Below are 15,044 nucleotides of genomic sequence, written 5' to 3'. Positions count from 1 at the left end.
TAGGAGCGGCCTTGTGTCGCGAAAGGGCCGCAAAGCGGCCCCAGGGTTTCAGCATCAAGGCAACAATCGAGGGGCCGCTTTGCGGCCCTTTCCGACCGGTCCGGCGCCCCGGCAAGGCCGCTCCTACAGGGTTCTGAGTTGCCTTTCGGCATCGATCAATTGCCGCGTGCGCACCGTGGTCACCCTGTGGTCCCGCGCCAGCCACCCATAGATCGTCGGCAGCACGAACAGGGTAAACAAGGTCCCCACCAGCATCCCGCACACGATCACCACCCCCAGTCCAAAGCGGCTGTTGGCCCCCGCGCCGCTGGCAAACAGCAGCGGCAGTACGCCGAAGGTCATCGCCGCGGTGGTCATCAGCACCGGCCGCAAACGTATCTGCGCGGCACGGACAATGGCGGCGGCACGGTCGAGGTTGTCGCGCACCTGGATCTCGTTGGCGAACTCCACCATCAGGATGCCGTGCTTGCTGATCAGGCCGATCAGCGTCACCAGGCCAATTTGCGTGTAGATGTTCAGCGTGGCCCAGCCCAGCGCCAGCGGCAGCAGCGCACCGCAGATCGACAGCGGCACGGTCACCAGAATTATCAGTGGGTCGACCAGGCTTTCGTACTGCGCCGCCAGCACCAGGTAGATCACCACCAGGGCAGCGAGAAACGCCCACATCAAGGCAAAGCCCTCCTGCACATACTGGCGCGATTCCGATTGCCAGTCGTGGCTGAAGCCCGGCGGCAGTTCGGCGGCGAGCTGTTCGAGAAATGCCACGGCATTGCCCATCGACACACCCGGCGCCGGGATCGCCTGCAGGGTACTGGCGTTCTGCTGATCGAACTGCAACAGGCGGTTGGGCGCCACTTCGATATCCAGGTGCACCACCGTGGCCAGCGGCACCAGGCTGCCATCTTCGGCGCGCACATACTGGCGGTTCAGCGCCGCAGGCGTCAGGCGCTGGTCCTGGATACTCTGCGGGATCACGTCATAGGAACGCCCGAACAGGGCAAAGCGGTTGAGGTACTGCTCACCCACCAGCACACCCAGCGACTCCCCAATGGCCTGCATGCTGATGCCCAGGCTGGCCGCCTTGGCCCGGTCGACGCGCACCTTGACCACCGGGTTGTTGTAGTCGAGGTCGCTGTCCACCACGGCAAACAGGCCGCTGTCGCGGGCGCGTTGCTTGAGCACTTCCATGGTCTGGTACAGCTCGGGGTAATCCTGGGCGCTGCGCAGCACCATCTGCACCGGCAGGCCGCCACTGGAGCCCGGCAGCGCAGCGACCTGGAAGGCGAAGATGCTGCTGCCTTCGATATCCGCCACGGCCTGCTGCAACTGCGCCTGCACCTGTGCGGCAGAGCGCTCGCGCGCCTGCCAGGCGCTGAGGTTGATCCCCCCGAAACTGGCGGCCGGGCCGTCGGTGCCGTTGATGATCCAGGTGTCGGTGGTTTCGCCGATGGACTTCATCACCTGATCCAGCTTCAGCGCAAAGTGTTCGGCATATTCGAGGCTGGCATGCTGCGGCGACTTGATGGCGGTCAGCACCGCCGCCTGGTCCTCGGGCGGCGCCAGCTCGCGTTGGGGCAGCAGGTAAAGCCAGGGCAGGCTCAGGCACACCAGCAGCGCCACACCCGCGCTGATCCAGCGATGCGCCAGGGAGTAGGCCAGCACCCGCCCATAGGCCCCGGTCAACGCAGCAAACAACCGATCGGCCATGTTGGCCATCGCGCCATGCTGCTGCCCGGGTTGCAACAGCAACGAGCTCATCACCGGCGACAAGGTCAGCGCCACAATGCCGGACACGATCACCGCCCCCGCCAAGGTCAGGGCAAATTCGCGGAACAGCGTGCCGGTCAGCCCGCCCATCAGCCCGATCGGCGCATACACCGCTGCCAGGGTCAGGGTCATGGCAATGACCGGCCCGGCGATTTCCCGCGCCCCGGCCAATGCCGCAGCAACCGGCGACTTGCCCTCCTCGATATGCCGGTGCACGTTCTCCACCACCACGATGGCATCGTCCACCACCAGGCCGATGGCCAGCACCATCGCCAACAGGGTCAGCAGGTTGAGGCTGAAGCCAAACAGCAGCATCAGGCCCGCGGCACCGAGCATCGACAGCGGAATGGCCACCACCGCGATCAGCACGCTGCGCAGCGAACCCAGGCACAGCCAGATCACCAGCACCACGATCAACATCGCCTCCACCAGGGTGCGCAGCACCTCTTGGATCGAAGCATCGATGAAGCGCGCAGTCTCATAGGCCAACGCCACCTTCACACCGGGCGGCAGGGTCTGCTGGATTTGCGGCAGCAGCTGGCGAATGCCCTCGACGATCACCAGCGGGTTGCCGGTCGGCGTGGGGAACAGCCCCAGGTGCACGGCCGGTTTGCCGTCCATGGTGGCGCTGGTCTGGGTGGCCGCCGCGCTCAGCTCGACAGTGCCGACATCGCGCAGGCGTACCAGGTCGGTGCCATCGTTGCGGACGATCAGTTCACGGAAGTCCTCGACGCGAGTGAGGTCGGTGTCCACCTGGATATCGGCCAGCACATACTGCCCGCGCACCTGCCCCGGCGTCGCCTGGTAGTTGTTGGCCCGCACCGCCTGCGCCACGTCCGCTGCCGTCACCCCGCGCCCGGCCATCTGTTCACTGTCCAGCCACAGGCGCATGGCCAGGCGCTGCCCGCCGAACGACTGCACCTTGGCGACGCCGTCGATGCCGGAGAACTGTGGCTCCACCACCCGCGACAGGTAATCGCTCAGCTCCGGGATCGACAGGCTGTCGCTGGCAAAACCCACGTAGGCCACGGCGGTGGAATCGCCTGCCGACAGCTCCACCACCGGGTCGTAGGCCTTTTCCGGTAGGCGATAGCGCACCTGGTTGACCTTGGCCATGGTCTCGGCCAGCGCCTGGGTCGAATCGCGGTTGAGCACCATGCGCAAGGTAATCAGGCTGCGCCCCTGCTGCGACGACGAGGACAGGTAGTCGATGCCCTCCACCGACGACACCGCCTGGGTAATCGGCTGGGTCACGAAGCCCTGCATCAGCTCGGCGGAGGCACCGGGGTACTCGGTGCTGATGGTAATGGTCGAGCTTGCCAGCAACGGGTACTGACGGATCGGCAACTTGCCCATGGCAAACAGCCCCATCAGGATGATCAGGCTACTGACCACCAGGGCCAGCACCGGGCGGCGCACGAAGACATCGGTAAACTTCACGACTGCCGCCCTCCCTGGCTGGCCTGCAGGCTGTCCTGTGCGACTGGCTCGACCGGCATGCCGTCGCTGAGCTTCAACTGGCCGGAAACCACCACCCGGTCACCGGGCGCCAGGCCGGAGGTGACCTCCACCCGCCCCTGCCAGCGCTCACCGGTGGTTACCCGTACCCGGCTGACCCGGGTGCCATACGCCGGGTCCTGGGTCGCAACGAATACAGTCTGGCCATAAGCGGTGTAGGTGATCGCGGTTTCCGGCACGGCCAGCACGGTCGACGGCTGCGCGGCATCCAGGCTTACGGCGGCGTACATGCCCGGCTGCAACTGCCCGTCCGGGTTCGGCAAGGCTGCCTGCACCTGCACCAGGCGCGCCTTGCTGACCACCGGGTCGACCGCCACCACCCGGGCCTGGAAGCCTTGCCCGCGCGCCGCGTCCACCGTCAGTGCCAGCACTTGCCCGACGTGCACTTCGGGGGCGGCCTGCTCGCCCAGGGCAAAATTCACATGCAACTGGCTGCTGTCAGCCAGGCTGACGATGGCCTCGCCGGCGCCCAGGTATTGGCCCTGATGTACCCGGCGAATGCCCAGCTTGCCGGCAAACGGTGCGCGAATGGCCTTCTGCGCGATCAGCGCCTCGACATGCTGCAGCTCACCACTGGCCACATCCACGGCAGTGGCGGCGTTGTCCAGCAGCTCTTGCGACACGGCATTCATCGCCCGCAGCTTGCGGCTGCGCTGCAGCACCACTTGCGCGTTTCGCAATTTCGCCCGCAACTGCACCCGCTGGGCTTGCTCCGGCGCGTCGTTGAGCTGCACCAGCAACTGCCCGGCCGTTACCGCCTGCCCCGACTCGAAGGCAATGCGGGTAATGCGCCCCGCCGTCTCGGCCGCTACCTGCACCTGGTTGACCGACTCCAGCTCCCCCGAAGCAAAGTTCTGCCGCGCCAGCGGCACCTGCTCGGCCGTGGCCAGCGCCACCTTGGTCGCCGGCCACGCCGCCGCAGCGGGTGGCGGCGAGCCGCTACCCACCAGCGCATAGGCAGCGGCCAGCACACCGGCTACAGCGCCGGCCCAGGCCAGTAACGTGCGTTTGTTCATGCAGAGCTCCGATCATGGGGAAAGCGGTTGCGGGGAAGATCGGGCAGGACTATAAGAGCTCAACTTAACTTTAGGTCAACAGGCATGGCAGCGGACAACACGCGGATGCTCACAGTGGGTGAAGTGGCCAAACGCAGTGGCGTGGCGGTGTCTGCGCTGCACTTCTACGAAACCAAGGGGCTGATCGCCAGCGTCCGTACGGCAGGCAACCAGCGCCGCTATCCCTCGCTGGTGCTGCGCACGCTGGCGATCATCAAAGTGGCGCAGCGCACGGGTATTCCGCTGGAGGAAATCAAGCAGGCATTCAGCCGTTATGCGCCCAACAGCAAGCTTACGGCGGCGCAATGGGGCGAGATGTCCACGGCCTGGCGCGAAGACCTCAATGCCCGGATTCGCACGCTGGAAGCGTTGCGTGACAGCCTGGACAACTGCATTGGTTGTGGCTGCCTGTCGCTGGAAGATTGCCCGCTGCGCAACCCCGAGGATGTGCTGGCCAAGGAAGGTACCGGGGCGCGCATCCTTGAGAAGAAGGCCCGCTAGCCTGCAGGCTTGCGAGGTCCCTGTGGGAGCGGCCTTGTGTCGCGAAAGGGCCGCACAGCGGCCCCCTGATTTCAGCAAAATGCAGAGATTGCTGGGGCTGCTTTGCAGCCCTTTCCGACCGGTCCGGCGCCCCGGCAAGGCCGCTCCCACAGGGGCGTGCAAGCTTTTTGGAACCATTGCGGCCTGGCAACGCCCTAAGCCTGTGCTGTTAACCCTAGCCGCTCACAGGAAGGAACTAAGCCATCATGAAACGCGAACAGATCGAAGGTGTTGCAGAGAACCTTGCAGGCAAGGCGCAGAGTGCTGTCGGCCGGCTGGTCGAAGACCCGGCGCTGGAAGCCGAAGGCGATGCGCGTCAGGCTGCAGGCCAGGTGACCAAGACCTATGGTGATGCCCTGGACACAGTGTCTTCGTTCGTCAAGGAAAAACCGATCGCCGCGCTGGCCATCACCGCCGCCGTCACACTGGTGATTTCTCGCTTGCTGCGCCGTTGACCCAGGGCGCAACAGGCGGTTCAGGGCCGGACATGTCGTCCGGCCTGCGCCATCACCAAATGGCGATATCGTAGGTAAGATACAGGCGATTGCTATCCCGGCCACGTGCGAAATCTGAACGATAGACATAGTTGCGCAGCTTCACGCCCAGCCCTTTCAGTGGCCCGGCCTGCACCACGTAGGCAATCTCGGCGTCACGCTCCCATTCTTTGATGCCCTCGCCTCCCGAACGGCCATTATCGCCACTCAGGTATCGCGCCATGAAGGTCAGACCCGGTACACCAGTGGCAGCGAAGTTGTACGCGTAGCTGGCCATCCAGGTTTTCTCTTTCTCCTCGATGAACTTGCCGATGCCGACGTTGCTGAACGAATACACGGTCGCACCACTGATGTACGGCAAGCCGGCGTCACCATCGAGCACCTGGTAGCCGGCACCGAGGGTATGGCCGGAGTGGGCATAGGCCACCTGCCCGCTGAACATGTCGTTGTCGATGGCACCACCGTGGGCGGCGCCGCTGTCGCGGCTCTTGAAGTAGCGCAAGTCTGTGGTCAGTACCCCGCCGGCCAGCGGCAGGTCATGTACCAGCCCGGCGAAGTCCTGGCGGTAGAAGTGCTCAAGCTGGCCATGGAAGTAGCTCAGGCGCAGTTGTTTGCTGACGGCATAATCGGCACCGGCGAAGTTGAAGTCACCGGACTTGCCCCCCGCGTACCCATCCAGGTACAGCCCGGTGCTGTCCGATGAATCACGCTGCTTGAAGCGGTCCAGGTGCCCGGCCGCCAGTGTCAGCCCGTCGATATCCGTGCTGGTCAGCTGCGTGCCCTGGTACGTCTGCGGCAACAGCCGTGCATCGTTGTAGACCAGCACCGGCGTTTTCGGCAGCAAGGTACCGTGCCTGACCACAGTCTGCCCGACGCGGGCCTTGGCCGTTACCCCGGCGCTGGCGAATTCGTCCGCCGCACGGCCGTCGTCATGCACCGGCAGCAGCCCGGTGCCGCTGCGCCCACGGCCAGAGTCCAGCCTGACACCCACCAGCCCCAGGGCATCCAGCCCTACGCCCAATGCGCCGGGGGTGAATCCGGATTGATAGTCCAGCAGAAAACCCTGTGCCCACTCCACCCGCTCGCTTTTGGCACTGGCGGCAGCACGCGCACTCATGCCCTGTTCGTCGCGGAAATTCTCGTTGAAGTAGACGTTGCGCAGTTGCAGCTTGAGCTTGCTGTCATCGACGAAACCGGCGGCGCCGGCAACAGGCAGCCAGCCGCAGAGCAGGCCACAAGTGGCCCCACGGAACACAGCACGGGACATGGTCGGTACTCTTGTTGTTGTTTTCAGGATGCACAAGGTGCGGGCGCCAGGCAGCGCCCGGTAACGCTCAAACGAAGAAGGACAAGGCCCCTGTGAGCAGCGCCAGCGCGGTGATCACCAGCGACGTGAGCACGGCCCACTTGAAGGTGGCCTTCTGGAAGTCACCAATGTCACGGTCGACCATGCCGACCAGCAGCAACGTCGAAGCCACCAGCGGGCTCATCAGGTGCACCGGTTGGCCGAGTACCGAGGCGCGGGCAATTTCCAGCGGGTCGATGCCATACGCCGCTGCGGCGTTGGCCAGGATAGGCACCACGCCGAAGTAGTAGGCGTCGTTGGACAGCACGAAGGTCAGCGGCATACTGGTCAGCGCCACCACCAGCGGGAACCAGTGGCTCCACTCTTCGGGAATCCAGTCCACCAGGGTTTGCGCCAGGGCGTCGACCATCTTGGTACCCGAGAAGATCCCGGCAAAGATACCCGCGGCAAACACCAGCAGCACCACCGTCATGGCGTTACCCGAATGCGCCAGAATGCGTTCCTTCTGCAGCTCCAGCTGGGGGTAGTTGATCATCAGCGCGGCGACGAAGCCGATCATGAACAGGATGGCGGCATGCATCAGCCCCATCACCAGTGCGGTCATGACGGCGATCACCAGCAACAGGTTCACATAGGCCAGGCGCGGGCGCTTGTAAGGGTTGTCGCCAAGGATTTCCTTGATGTAGCAGTTGCCACCACCGGACTCCAGGGCGATGTTGCCGATACGGCGGCGTTCGGTGCGCCCCAGCAGGAAGGCCGTGAACACCACCCAGGCCGCACCGCCGATCATGGTCGGCAGCATCGGGATGAAGTACTCGCTGGCGTCCAGCCCAAGCGCGGCGATGGCCCGCGTGGCCGGCCCGCCCCAGGGGCTCAGGCCGCTCATGATGCTCAGCGACAGCATCGACACCGTGGCCAGGATCATCGGGTTCATGCCGATACGCTTGTAGAGTGGCAGCATGGCGGCACAGGTGATCATGTAGGTGGTCGTGCCGTCACCGTCCAGCGCCACCAGCAGTGACAGCAGTGCAGTGCCGATGGCGATCTTGACCGGGTCGCCGTTTACCCGCTTGAGGATCTTGCGGATCAGCGGATCGAACAGGCCGGCATCGATCATCAGGCCGAAGAACAGGATGGCAAACAGCAGCAAGGCTGCCGATGGCGCGACCATCTTCAGGCCGTCGAGCATCATCTTGCCGAGTTCGGGGGCAAAGCCGCCGATGACGGCGAAGACGATCGGGACAACGGTCAGCGCAACGATAGGCGACAGGCGTTTGCTCATGATCAGGTAGGTGAAGGTCACCACCATGATCAGGCCCAGGAGTGCGAGCATGGTCTTTCTCTCTTGTTTTTATTGTGCGTGGCCGCCCGCCGGGCAGGCAGCCTCCAACCCCACTCGGCATCGCTGCGACGCTGAGTGGAATTCTAAGTCAATGTTCAGTAATGCAAAGGGCGTTCAGCCGTGGCGGCGCGGCTCGGCGGGCCAGGCGGCCTGTTCGGGAACAGCGCAGTCCGGCTGTACCGGTTGTTCACCATTGAGCGTGCGCAGCAGAGTCTCCCGCTCACAGGCATTCTCGGACAGCGAGATCACCACGGTGGCCACCGCATTGCTGGCAAGGCTGGTCAGGGCCCGGGCTTCGGACATGAAGCGGTCGACGCCGATCAGCAGCGCCAGGCCAGCCAGCGGGATGTCGTGGATCACGGTCAGGGTCGAGGCGAGGGCGACGAAACCACTGCCTGTCACCCCGGCGGCGCCCTTGGACGACAGCAACATGATCGCCAGCATGGTCAGCGTCTGCCCCAGGGTGATGTCGATGTTGCAGGCCTGGGCGATGAAGATGGCCGCCAGCGACAGGTAGATGGCTGTGCCATCAAGGTTGAACGAGTAACCGGTTGGCAACACCAGGCCTACCACACCCTTCTTGCAGCCCAGCTTCTCGAGCTTTTCCAGCATGCGTGGCAGTACCGGTTCGGTGGACGAAGTACCCAGCACCACCAGGAACTCCTCGCGGAAATAGCGCAGCAGTTTCCACAGGCTGAAACCATGGGCACGGCAGATGCCACCCAGTACGACCAGTACGAAGAACGCACAGGCGATGTACAGCGTGCCCACCAGCTTGGCCAGGGCACCGAGCGAGGTGATGCCGTACTGCCCGACGGTAAAAGCCAGCGCACCAAAGGCACCCACCGGCGCAAAGCGCATCAGGTAGCCAAAAATGCGGAACACCATGGTCGAGGCAGACTCCAGCACATCCAGCACTGGCTTGCCCTTGTCCCCCATGGACGACAGGGCAAAGCCGCTGAGCACGGCGATGAACAGCACCGGCAACACTTCGCCCTTGTTGAAGGCACCGATGAAAGTATCGGGAATGATGTGCATGAAGAAATCGACCACGCCCAGCTTGGCTGCCGAGGCGGTGTACTGGCTGAGGCCTTCGGTGCTGAGGGTGGCGGGGTCGATGTTCATGCCCGCACCTGGTTTGAACAGGTAAACCGCTGCCAGGCCAATCACCAGGCTCACCACCGTGAGGCCCAGGAACAACAGCAACGTCTTGCTCATCAAGCGCCCCAGCGAGCGCTTGTCGGTCATTCCGGCGATGCCGGTGACAATGGTGCAGAACACCACCGGGGCGATCATCATCTTGATCAGCTTGATGAAGGCATCGCCCAAGGGCTTGAGCGCAACAGCCTGTTGCGCCCAGAAGTGACCGACCAGTACACCCAGCAGGACGGCGCAGAGGATCTGGAAATACAGCGATTTGGCGAGTTTCATGGGGCATCACCATTGTTGAAATTGTGCGGATGCGCTTGGTGCATGTGTGAAGCAGGCAGCTGGGCCGCCTTTGACTACCCCGCCAGCCTGCGCAAGGTAGGCGCGTAGACAAAGCCTGAGAAGAGCCGCCGGGCAGTTCGCACTACCGACACCTGGGTCGTCTTGCCGTCGGCACCACTGCGCGACAGCGCCACATCGATACCGCCGCTCGGGTGCTCCAGGCGCACTTCGGTCAACTGCCGGGCACCCTCGCCAAGCAGGTCGGCGATTACCGTGCCGGGGCTGACGCAGGCAGTCGCCAGCCCTACCGCCCCGGTGATGGCCAACGCACGGTGGCAGTTGTGCGGCATGAAGTAACGCACCTGCAACGTGCCGTCGTAGCGTGGCGCAGACACCAGCACCGGCTTGGGGATTACCATGCCACTGACGTCGCCAAGGCCCATGGCCTTGCCCGCTTTCAGGCGCAGCGTTTCAAGGCGCTTGAGCAGTGGGTCATTGCCATCGAGTTCTGCAGGGGTTTCCGATCCGGTCACCCCCAGTTGACTGGCTTGCACGACCATCATGGGCATGGCCATGTCGATGCAGGTTACCGGTACGCCATCGATCAGATCCGTGGCCTTGCCGGTGGGGAACAGTTTGCCGGTCTTGCTACCCACTGCATCGAGGAAGGTCAGGTGCACCGGGGCGGCAGTGCCCGGTACGCCATCGATTGCCGTGCGGCCTTCGTAGCGCACGATACCGCCGGGGGTTTCCACCAGCGAATTGACCAAGGTACCGGTGTTCAGGTTGCGGATGCGGACCAGGGTCTTGCCATCCTGGCCTTTCACCAGGCCTTGCTCGATGGCGAACGGGCCCACGGCGCACAGCATGTTGCCGCAATTGGGCGCGGTGTCGACGCGGCGCTGGGCAACCATCACCTGAACGAACAGGTAATCGACATCAGCCTCGGGGTGCAACGAAGGGCTGACGATTGCCACCTTGCTGGTTTGCGGGCTGCCGCCACCGATGCCATCGATTTCCAGCTCATGGCCAGAGCCCATCAGGTTGATCAGCAACTCGTCGCGTTCGACCACATTGGCAGGCAGGTCCCAGGCGTGGAAGAACGGCCCTTTCGAGGTACCACCGCGCATGAGTACGCAAGGAATTCGTTGCATGATTTTGCACTCTTGTTGATCAATGGACATCATTGATGCTGTGAGCAAAAGAGTGACAGGCATGGATAAATCAATCCAATGCAAATATCGTAGCCATTATTGCGATTCAAACATCAATCAAGCACGGCGACAGTAGCGGGTTTTCTTATGGAATATGAGCTGCAAGACATCAGATCTTTCGTGAAAATCGCCGAACTGGGCAGTTTTCACGAAGCCGCCGAAGCGCTTCACCTGTCCCAGCCGGCCTTGAGTCGGCGGATCAAGAAGCTGGAGGAAGGCCTGGGCACCTCGCTACTGGAGCGCACCACCCGCCGGGTCAGCCTGACCAGCGTGGGCCGCGACTTCCTGCCCAAGGCCAGGCGCCTGCTGGATGATTTTGAAGACTCGATCCTGAGCATCCGCGAGCTGGCCGAGCGCCAGACCGGCCAGGTTACCCTCGCCTGCATTCCCACCGCAGCGTTCTACTTCCTGCCATCGGTGATCCGCGATTACAACGAGCAGTACCCGAAAATCCGCATTCGCCTGCTGGACCTTAGCGCCAACGACGGGCTCGAAGCCGTGTTGCGCGGCGAGGCCGACTTCGGCATCAACATGATGAGCGGCCAGCACCCGGACATCGAGTTTGTCACGCTGGTGCAAGAGCACTTTGTGCTGGCCTGCAGGCGCGACCACCCACTGGCGAACCGGGCCTCCGTTACCTGGACGGAACTGGCTGACTACCGCCTGATCGGCGTCGGCCGCCTGAGCGGCAACCGCATGCTGCTGGACCACGCGTTGTCCGGGCTCAACCTGCGGCCCAAATGGTTCTACGAAGTGCAACACCTGTCCACATCGCTGGGCATGGTCGAGGCCGGGCTGGGCGTGTCGGCCATGCCCAGCCTGGCCATGCCCGACGCCGACCACCCGACGCTGGTGAGCGTGCCGCTGATCGAGCCGCAGGTTAGCCGCACGCTGGGGTTGGTGTACCGCCGCGGCGCGTCGTTGTCGCCAGCGGCGGAGAAGTTCGTGTCGATCTTGCTGGAGAAATGGACCCATCGTTGAGGCTTGGCCAACCCTGCCGCTGCCACCTCTGTGACCACCCACAGGCTCAGCGTTGAGCGCAGCGATACGCTATCCCTGTGGGAGCGGGCATGCCCGCGAAGCAGGCTGTGGGGTGGATGGCACGGGCTTCGCCCGTGTTCGCGGGCACGCCCGCTCCCACAGGGATCGCGCAAGCTCTTGGCATTTGAACAAGACAGTTGCTATCACAAGGAATGCGGCGAGCTTTCGACCTGCAGCCTCAGTCGTTCTTGCCCAGCATGTACTGGTCAAAATGCTCGATATGCTCGTCGAGGTTGTCCTCGAGCATCATCCGGTACTGCTCGCAGAAGTACTTCAGAATCTCCTCGCGCGCGGCGCCAAGCTCGGCGCCGCTCTTGAAGCTGCGGGCGCTCATCCAGGCGCTGAAGCGCGCGGCACCGAAGGTCAGCGAGGCGCTTACCTTGCCCAGGTCCTCGAACTTTTCGATCTGCTGGTTTGCCAGTTCGATGTGCGCATCGGCACGGTCATAAAACGCCTGGTCGGTAGCTTTGGTCATTGCGGTTCACCTTGTTGCGGGATTCGAGCGAAAGGCCAAGCCTTGCATGTCGCGGCGCATACGTGCAAGGCTGAAAAAGGATCACCCATGACGAAAAGGAAGCAAAGCACCTTATGCTTGGAATCACACGTATCCATCGCTATTTGCGCCCACTGCCTGCAAAACCGACTGCAGCCAGTGGGCGTGACCTCAAGGCCAAACCAGCCGCCCGCCTTGCCTCAAAGGTTGCAAACCTCCTCTGCACTCCCCGCTCCGCCCCGCCTTATCTCTGCGTCACGCCTGAGCGTGCACCTGACAAACGCGTGCCCCCGACCTGACTGCCGACGCTGCAGCTCACACGCCGTACTCGCTTGCTACAGGCGAGATGTCTGACGCACCCACAGGGGCAACACTCAATGCTTTTATTTCAAGGTAAACAGATTCTCAGCGCCATCTTCGATATGGATGGCACCCTCTTCGACACCGAACGCTTGCGCTTCAAAACACTGAAGCAAGCCTCGCTGGAAATCTTCGGCAAAGCGCTGAGCGAGGACACATTGATCGGCTCGCTGGGCCTGAGCGCGACCAAGGCAGAAGCCCTGGCCAAGGCGCATAACGGTGAAGACTTCCCATACGCCGAGATCCGCAAACGCGCGGATGAACTTGAGCTGGACTACGTGCGCAATCACGGCGTACCGATCAAGGCCGGCCTGCTGGAAGTGCTCGAGCGCCTGCGCAAATCTGGCCTGACCATGGCAGTGGCCACCTCCAGCCGCCGTGCCATTGCCGAGGAATACCTGATCAACGCCAACGTGCTGAAGTACTTCGACATCACCGTCTGCGGCGATGAAGTCAGCCAAGGCAAACCCCACCCCGAGATATTCCTGAAAGCCGCCCGCGCGCTCAATTGCGAGCCGGGCCAATGCTTCATGGTCGAGGATTCGGAGAACGGCATGCTCTCGGCCATCCATGCAGAAGGCCAGGCGATTCTGATTGAAGACATCAAGCCACCCACCCCCGAGATCAAGGCAGCCGCGCTCAAGGCCTACCGCAGCATGACCGAGTTCCTGGCCGACCTGAGCGAGTGCGTTCCCGACCTGGGCATGCCCGAACTGAACGAAAGCTTCCCGGCCTCCATGAACCAGTTCCGCGTGGGCATTCATGGTTTCGGCGCCATCGGGGGTGGCTACCTGACGCAGGTCTTTTCCCATTGGGATGGCTACACCCGGCCGTGTGAAATCATCGCCGCGACACGCTCGCGCATGCTGCGCGAAAGCGTCAATGCGTTCGGCCGTTACAGCGTGCGCTACGGTGCTACATCGTTCGACCAGACCATCGACAACGTGCGCATGATCGACATGGACGATGACGATGCTGTGATCGGCATGTACACCACGGCCGAAATCATCGGCCTGAGCCTCCCCGAACAGGCCATCCGCAACCAGGCGAAGGTGATTGCCAAGGGGCTGCTGCAACGCTTCGAACGACGCGGCCGTGAGCTGACGTTGCTGATCGTGCTGAACAAGGTGGGCGGCGCCGCGTTCGTGCGCCGGCATGTGCAAGCGGAGCTGGCATTGCTGTGCCCGCCAGCCATCGGCCAACAGGTGCTGGAAAAAACCCATTTCGCCGAAACAGTCGTCAGCCGCATCGTCTCCAAGCTCAGCAACGACGCACTGGTGCGGCAACTGCGCATCAAGTCGCAGATGTTCCAGAACAGCCTGGAAGACGAGCCGGCAGTCGCCACAAAGGCATCCACGCCACTGCCTGAATACGAACGACTGATCGGGCGCTTCAGGCCCTTCGCCCAGCCCAGCAGCGCGATGAGCCAGCTGCACCTGATACTGTTCAACAGCGAACCCGACATGCCGCTGTACGTAGAGCACGGCAGCGACCTGCTCGAACGCCTGCGCCAGGTAAAGACGGTGCCGGACATCACCCAGATCCAGGTCATCAAGAACCGCCTGTGGAACGGCCCGCATGCCATCGTTGCCTGGTACGCAAGCCTCTTGGGCCATGACTCGGTAGGCCAGGGTATGGGCGATGCACGCGTGAGCGAACTGGCCGAACGCCTGATTCGCCAGGAAGTCGGGCCCGCGCTGGTGGCGGAGTACCCGCAGATGGCGGAGGTAGTCAGCCAGTTTGCCGATACCTTCCTGGAACGCTGTACAACCTCGTTCAAAGACCCTTGTGCCCGGGTGGGGCGCGACCCGTTGCGCAAGCTTCAGCGCAACGAACGCATCCTCAGCAGCATCGACCTTGCGCGCAAGCATGGCATTGGCACCCCGGCGCTGGCGTTTGGCGCGGCACTGGCCATTCACCATGCCCTGCACTGCAAAGACGACAAGGCGCTGGAAGCCCAGGCCATCAGGCAGGTTTACAGGGAAAATGACGCCAGCGTAGAGGCCGTGCTTACCCATGACATTGATTGCAACGGCAAGCGTTTTCCGGGGCTGGACCCGATCAGGGACGCGCAACTGATCACCGTCATTTCAGATGCCTTCCGGCAGTACTCGCAAAGGGATGTGGCAACCCGACTGAACGACCTTTGCATAGGCGCTTGACCCATTGACGCAAGAGCAACGGTCTATCCCCCTGTAGGAGCGGGTTCACCCGCGAAGAATCCAACGCGGTGAATGGCACCAGCTTCGCCGGTGTTCGCGGGCACGCCCGCTCCCACAGGTACTGCATAAGCCTGAAGCCTGCGATGTACCTGTGGGAGCAACTGTCTTCTTGTGGAAGCTGGCCTCGCCGGCGATGGGGGGCGTAGCGCCCTAGGCCCGGCTGTGCCGGGCAACGCCAGCAAGGCTTGCTCCTACGAGTGAGCTATTTGCTCCTTCCAGGGCGTTCCGGTCTTGAGCATCGCATTTAGCCGCACTATCAAT

Annotated in this window: 11 protein-coding genes; 4 read left to right on the top strand and 7 right to left on the bottom strand. The window is 63.1% G+C overall.

Annotated features, from left to right (window positions below):
• Window positions 1-123 precede the first annotated feature (123 nt).
• Both AK81_RS22070 and AK81_RS22065 read right to left on the bottom strand, forming a co-directional pair.
• Window positions 124-3,207, bottom strand: a complete 3,084-nt coding sequence (locus AK81_RS22070) for a MexW/MexI family multidrug efflux RND transporter permease subunit (protein ID WP_043202500.1) — start codon at window positions 3,205-3,207, stop codon at window positions 124-126.
• Window positions 3,204-4,301, bottom strand: a complete 1,098-nt coding sequence (locus AK81_RS22065; protein ID WP_043202498.1) for an efflux RND transporter periplasmic adaptor subunit — start codon at window positions 4,299-4,301, stop codon at window positions 3,204-3,206. The genes AK81_RS22070 and AK81_RS22065 overlap by 4 nt, the downstream gene beginning before the upstream one ends.
• Before the next feature lie 84 nt (window positions 4,302-4,385).
• On the opposite strand from AK81_RS22065, the gene soxR reads away from it, so the two are divergent.
• Both soxR and AK81_RS22055 read left to right on the top strand, forming a co-directional pair.
• Window positions 4,386-4,841, top strand: coding sequence for a redox-sensitive transcriptional activator SoxR (gene soxR / locus AK81_RS22060; RefSeq protein WP_043202495.1), 456 nt, complete (start codon window positions 4,386-4,388; stop codon window positions 4,839-4,841).
• Window positions 4,842-5,086: 245 nt separating this feature from the next.
• The gene (locus AK81_RS22055; RefSeq protein WP_043202493.1) at window positions 5,087-5,335 is read left to right on the top strand and encodes a CsbD family protein; all 249 of its coding nucleotides are present in this window, start codon (window positions 5,087-5,089) and stop codon (window positions 5,333-5,335) included.
• 52 nt (window positions 5,336-5,387) lie between these two features.
• Here AK81_RS22055 and AK81_RS22050 read toward each other — a convergent pair whose 3' ends face one another.
• The 4 genes from AK81_RS22050 to AK81_RS22035 form a co-directional block, all read right to left on the bottom strand.
• Window positions 5,388-6,641, bottom strand: coding sequence for an OprD family porin (locus tag AK81_RS22050; protein WP_043202491.1), 1,254 nt, complete (start codon window positions 6,639-6,641; stop codon window positions 5,388-5,390).
• Between the two features lie 67 nt (window positions 6,642-6,708).
• Window positions 6,709-8,013 carry a CitMHS family transporter gene (locus AK81_RS22045; protein ID WP_012271247.1) on the bottom strand — a complete coding sequence of 435 codons (1,305 nt, stop codon included), beginning with the start codon at window positions 8,011-8,013 and terminating at the stop codon, window positions 6,709-6,711.
• A gap of 123 nt (window positions 8,014-8,136) precedes the next feature.
• On the bottom strand, window positions 8,137-9,453 hold the full coding sequence (locus AK81_RS22040) for a dicarboxylate/amino acid:cation symporter (RefSeq protein ID WP_043202488.1): 1,317 nt from the start codon (window positions 9,451-9,453) through the stop codon (window positions 8,137-8,139).
• 74 nt (window positions 9,454-9,527) lie between these two features.
• Window positions 9,528-10,607 (bottom strand): 4-oxalomesaconate tautomerase, encoded by a 1,080-nt coding sequence (locus tag AK81_RS22035; protein ID WP_081042128.1) that lies wholly within the window; start codon window positions 10,605-10,607, stop codon window positions 9,528-9,530.
• 147 nt (window positions 10,608-10,754) lie between these two features.
• Here AK81_RS22035 and AK81_RS22030 point away from each other — a divergent pair, with 147 nt between their 5' ends.
• Window positions 10,755-11,648: a LysR family transcriptional regulator gene (locus tag AK81_RS22030; RefSeq protein ID WP_043202484.1), complete on the top strand. Its 894-nt coding sequence runs from the start codon at window positions 10,755-10,757 to the stop codon at window positions 11,646-11,648.
• A 238-nt stretch (window positions 11,649-11,886) separates the two neighbouring features.
• Here AK81_RS22030 and AK81_RS22025 read toward each other — a convergent pair whose 3' ends face one another.
• Window positions 11,887-12,183, bottom strand: coding sequence for a DUF3144 domain-containing protein (locus AK81_RS22025; RefSeq protein WP_043202482.1), 297 nt, complete (start codon window positions 12,181-12,183; stop codon window positions 11,887-11,889).
• Between the two features lie 395 nt (window positions 12,184-12,578).
• Here AK81_RS22025 and mtlD point away from each other — a divergent pair, with 395 nt between their 5' ends.
• Window positions 12,579-14,723: a bifunctional mannitol-1-phosphate dehydrogenase/phosphatase gene (gene mtlD, locus AK81_RS22020; protein WP_043202480.1), complete on the top strand. Its 2,145-nt coding sequence runs from the start codon at window positions 12,579-12,581 to the stop codon at window positions 14,721-14,723.
• Window positions 14,724-15,044: the final 321 nt, after the last annotated feature.

This window comes from Pseudomonas putida W15Oct28 (assembly GCF_000708715.2).
Classification (GTDB): domain Bacteria; phylum Pseudomonadota; class Gammaproteobacteria; order Pseudomonadales; family Pseudomonadaceae; genus Aquipseudomonas; species Aquipseudomonas putida_R.
Note: the sequence above shows the minus strand (reverse complement) of the source record. Positions and strands in the feature narration are given on the sequence as shown.

What these genes read in the sequence shown, in the direction of transcription:
- AK81_RS22065 (WP_043202498.1), bottom strand. Translation starts at nt 4,301, where the DNA reads ATGAACAAACGCACGTTACTGGCCTGGGCCGGCGCTGTAGCCGGTGTG.
- soxR (WP_043202495.1), top strand. Translation starts at nt 4,386, where the DNA reads ATGGCAGCGGACAACACGCGGATGCTCACAGTGGGTGAAGTGGCCAAA.
- AK81_RS22055 (WP_043202493.1), top strand. Translation starts at nt 5,087, where the DNA reads ATGAAACGCGAACAGATCGAAGGTGTTGCAGAGAACCTTGCAGGCAAG.
- AK81_RS22050 (WP_043202491.1), bottom strand. Translation starts at nt 6,641, where the DNA reads ATGTCCCGTGCTGTGTTCCGTGGGGCCACTTGTGGCCTGCTCTGCGGC.
- AK81_RS22045 (WP_012271247.1), bottom strand. Translation starts at nt 8,013, where the DNA reads ATGCTCGCACTCCTGGGCCTGATCATGGTGGTGACCTTCACCTACCTG.
- AK81_RS22040 (WP_043202488.1), bottom strand. Translation starts at nt 9,453, where the DNA reads ATGAAACTCGCCAAATCGCTGTATTTCCAGATCCTCTGCGCCGTCCTG.
- AK81_RS22035 (WP_081042128.1), bottom strand. Translation starts at nt 10,607, where the DNA reads ATGCAACGAATTCCTTGCGTACTCATGCGCGGTGGTACCTCGAAAGGG.
- AK81_RS22030 (WP_043202484.1), top strand. Translation starts at nt 10,755, where the DNA reads ATGGAATATGAGCTGCAAGACATCAGATCTTTCGTGAAAATCGCCGAA.
- AK81_RS22025 (WP_043202482.1), bottom strand. Translation starts at nt 12,183, where the DNA reads ATGACCAAAGCTACCGACCAGGCGTTTTATGACCGTGCCGATGCGCAC.
- mtlD (WP_043202480.1), top strand. Translation starts at nt 12,579, where the DNA reads ATGCTTTTATTTCAAGGTAAACAGATTCTCAGCGCCATCTTCGATATG.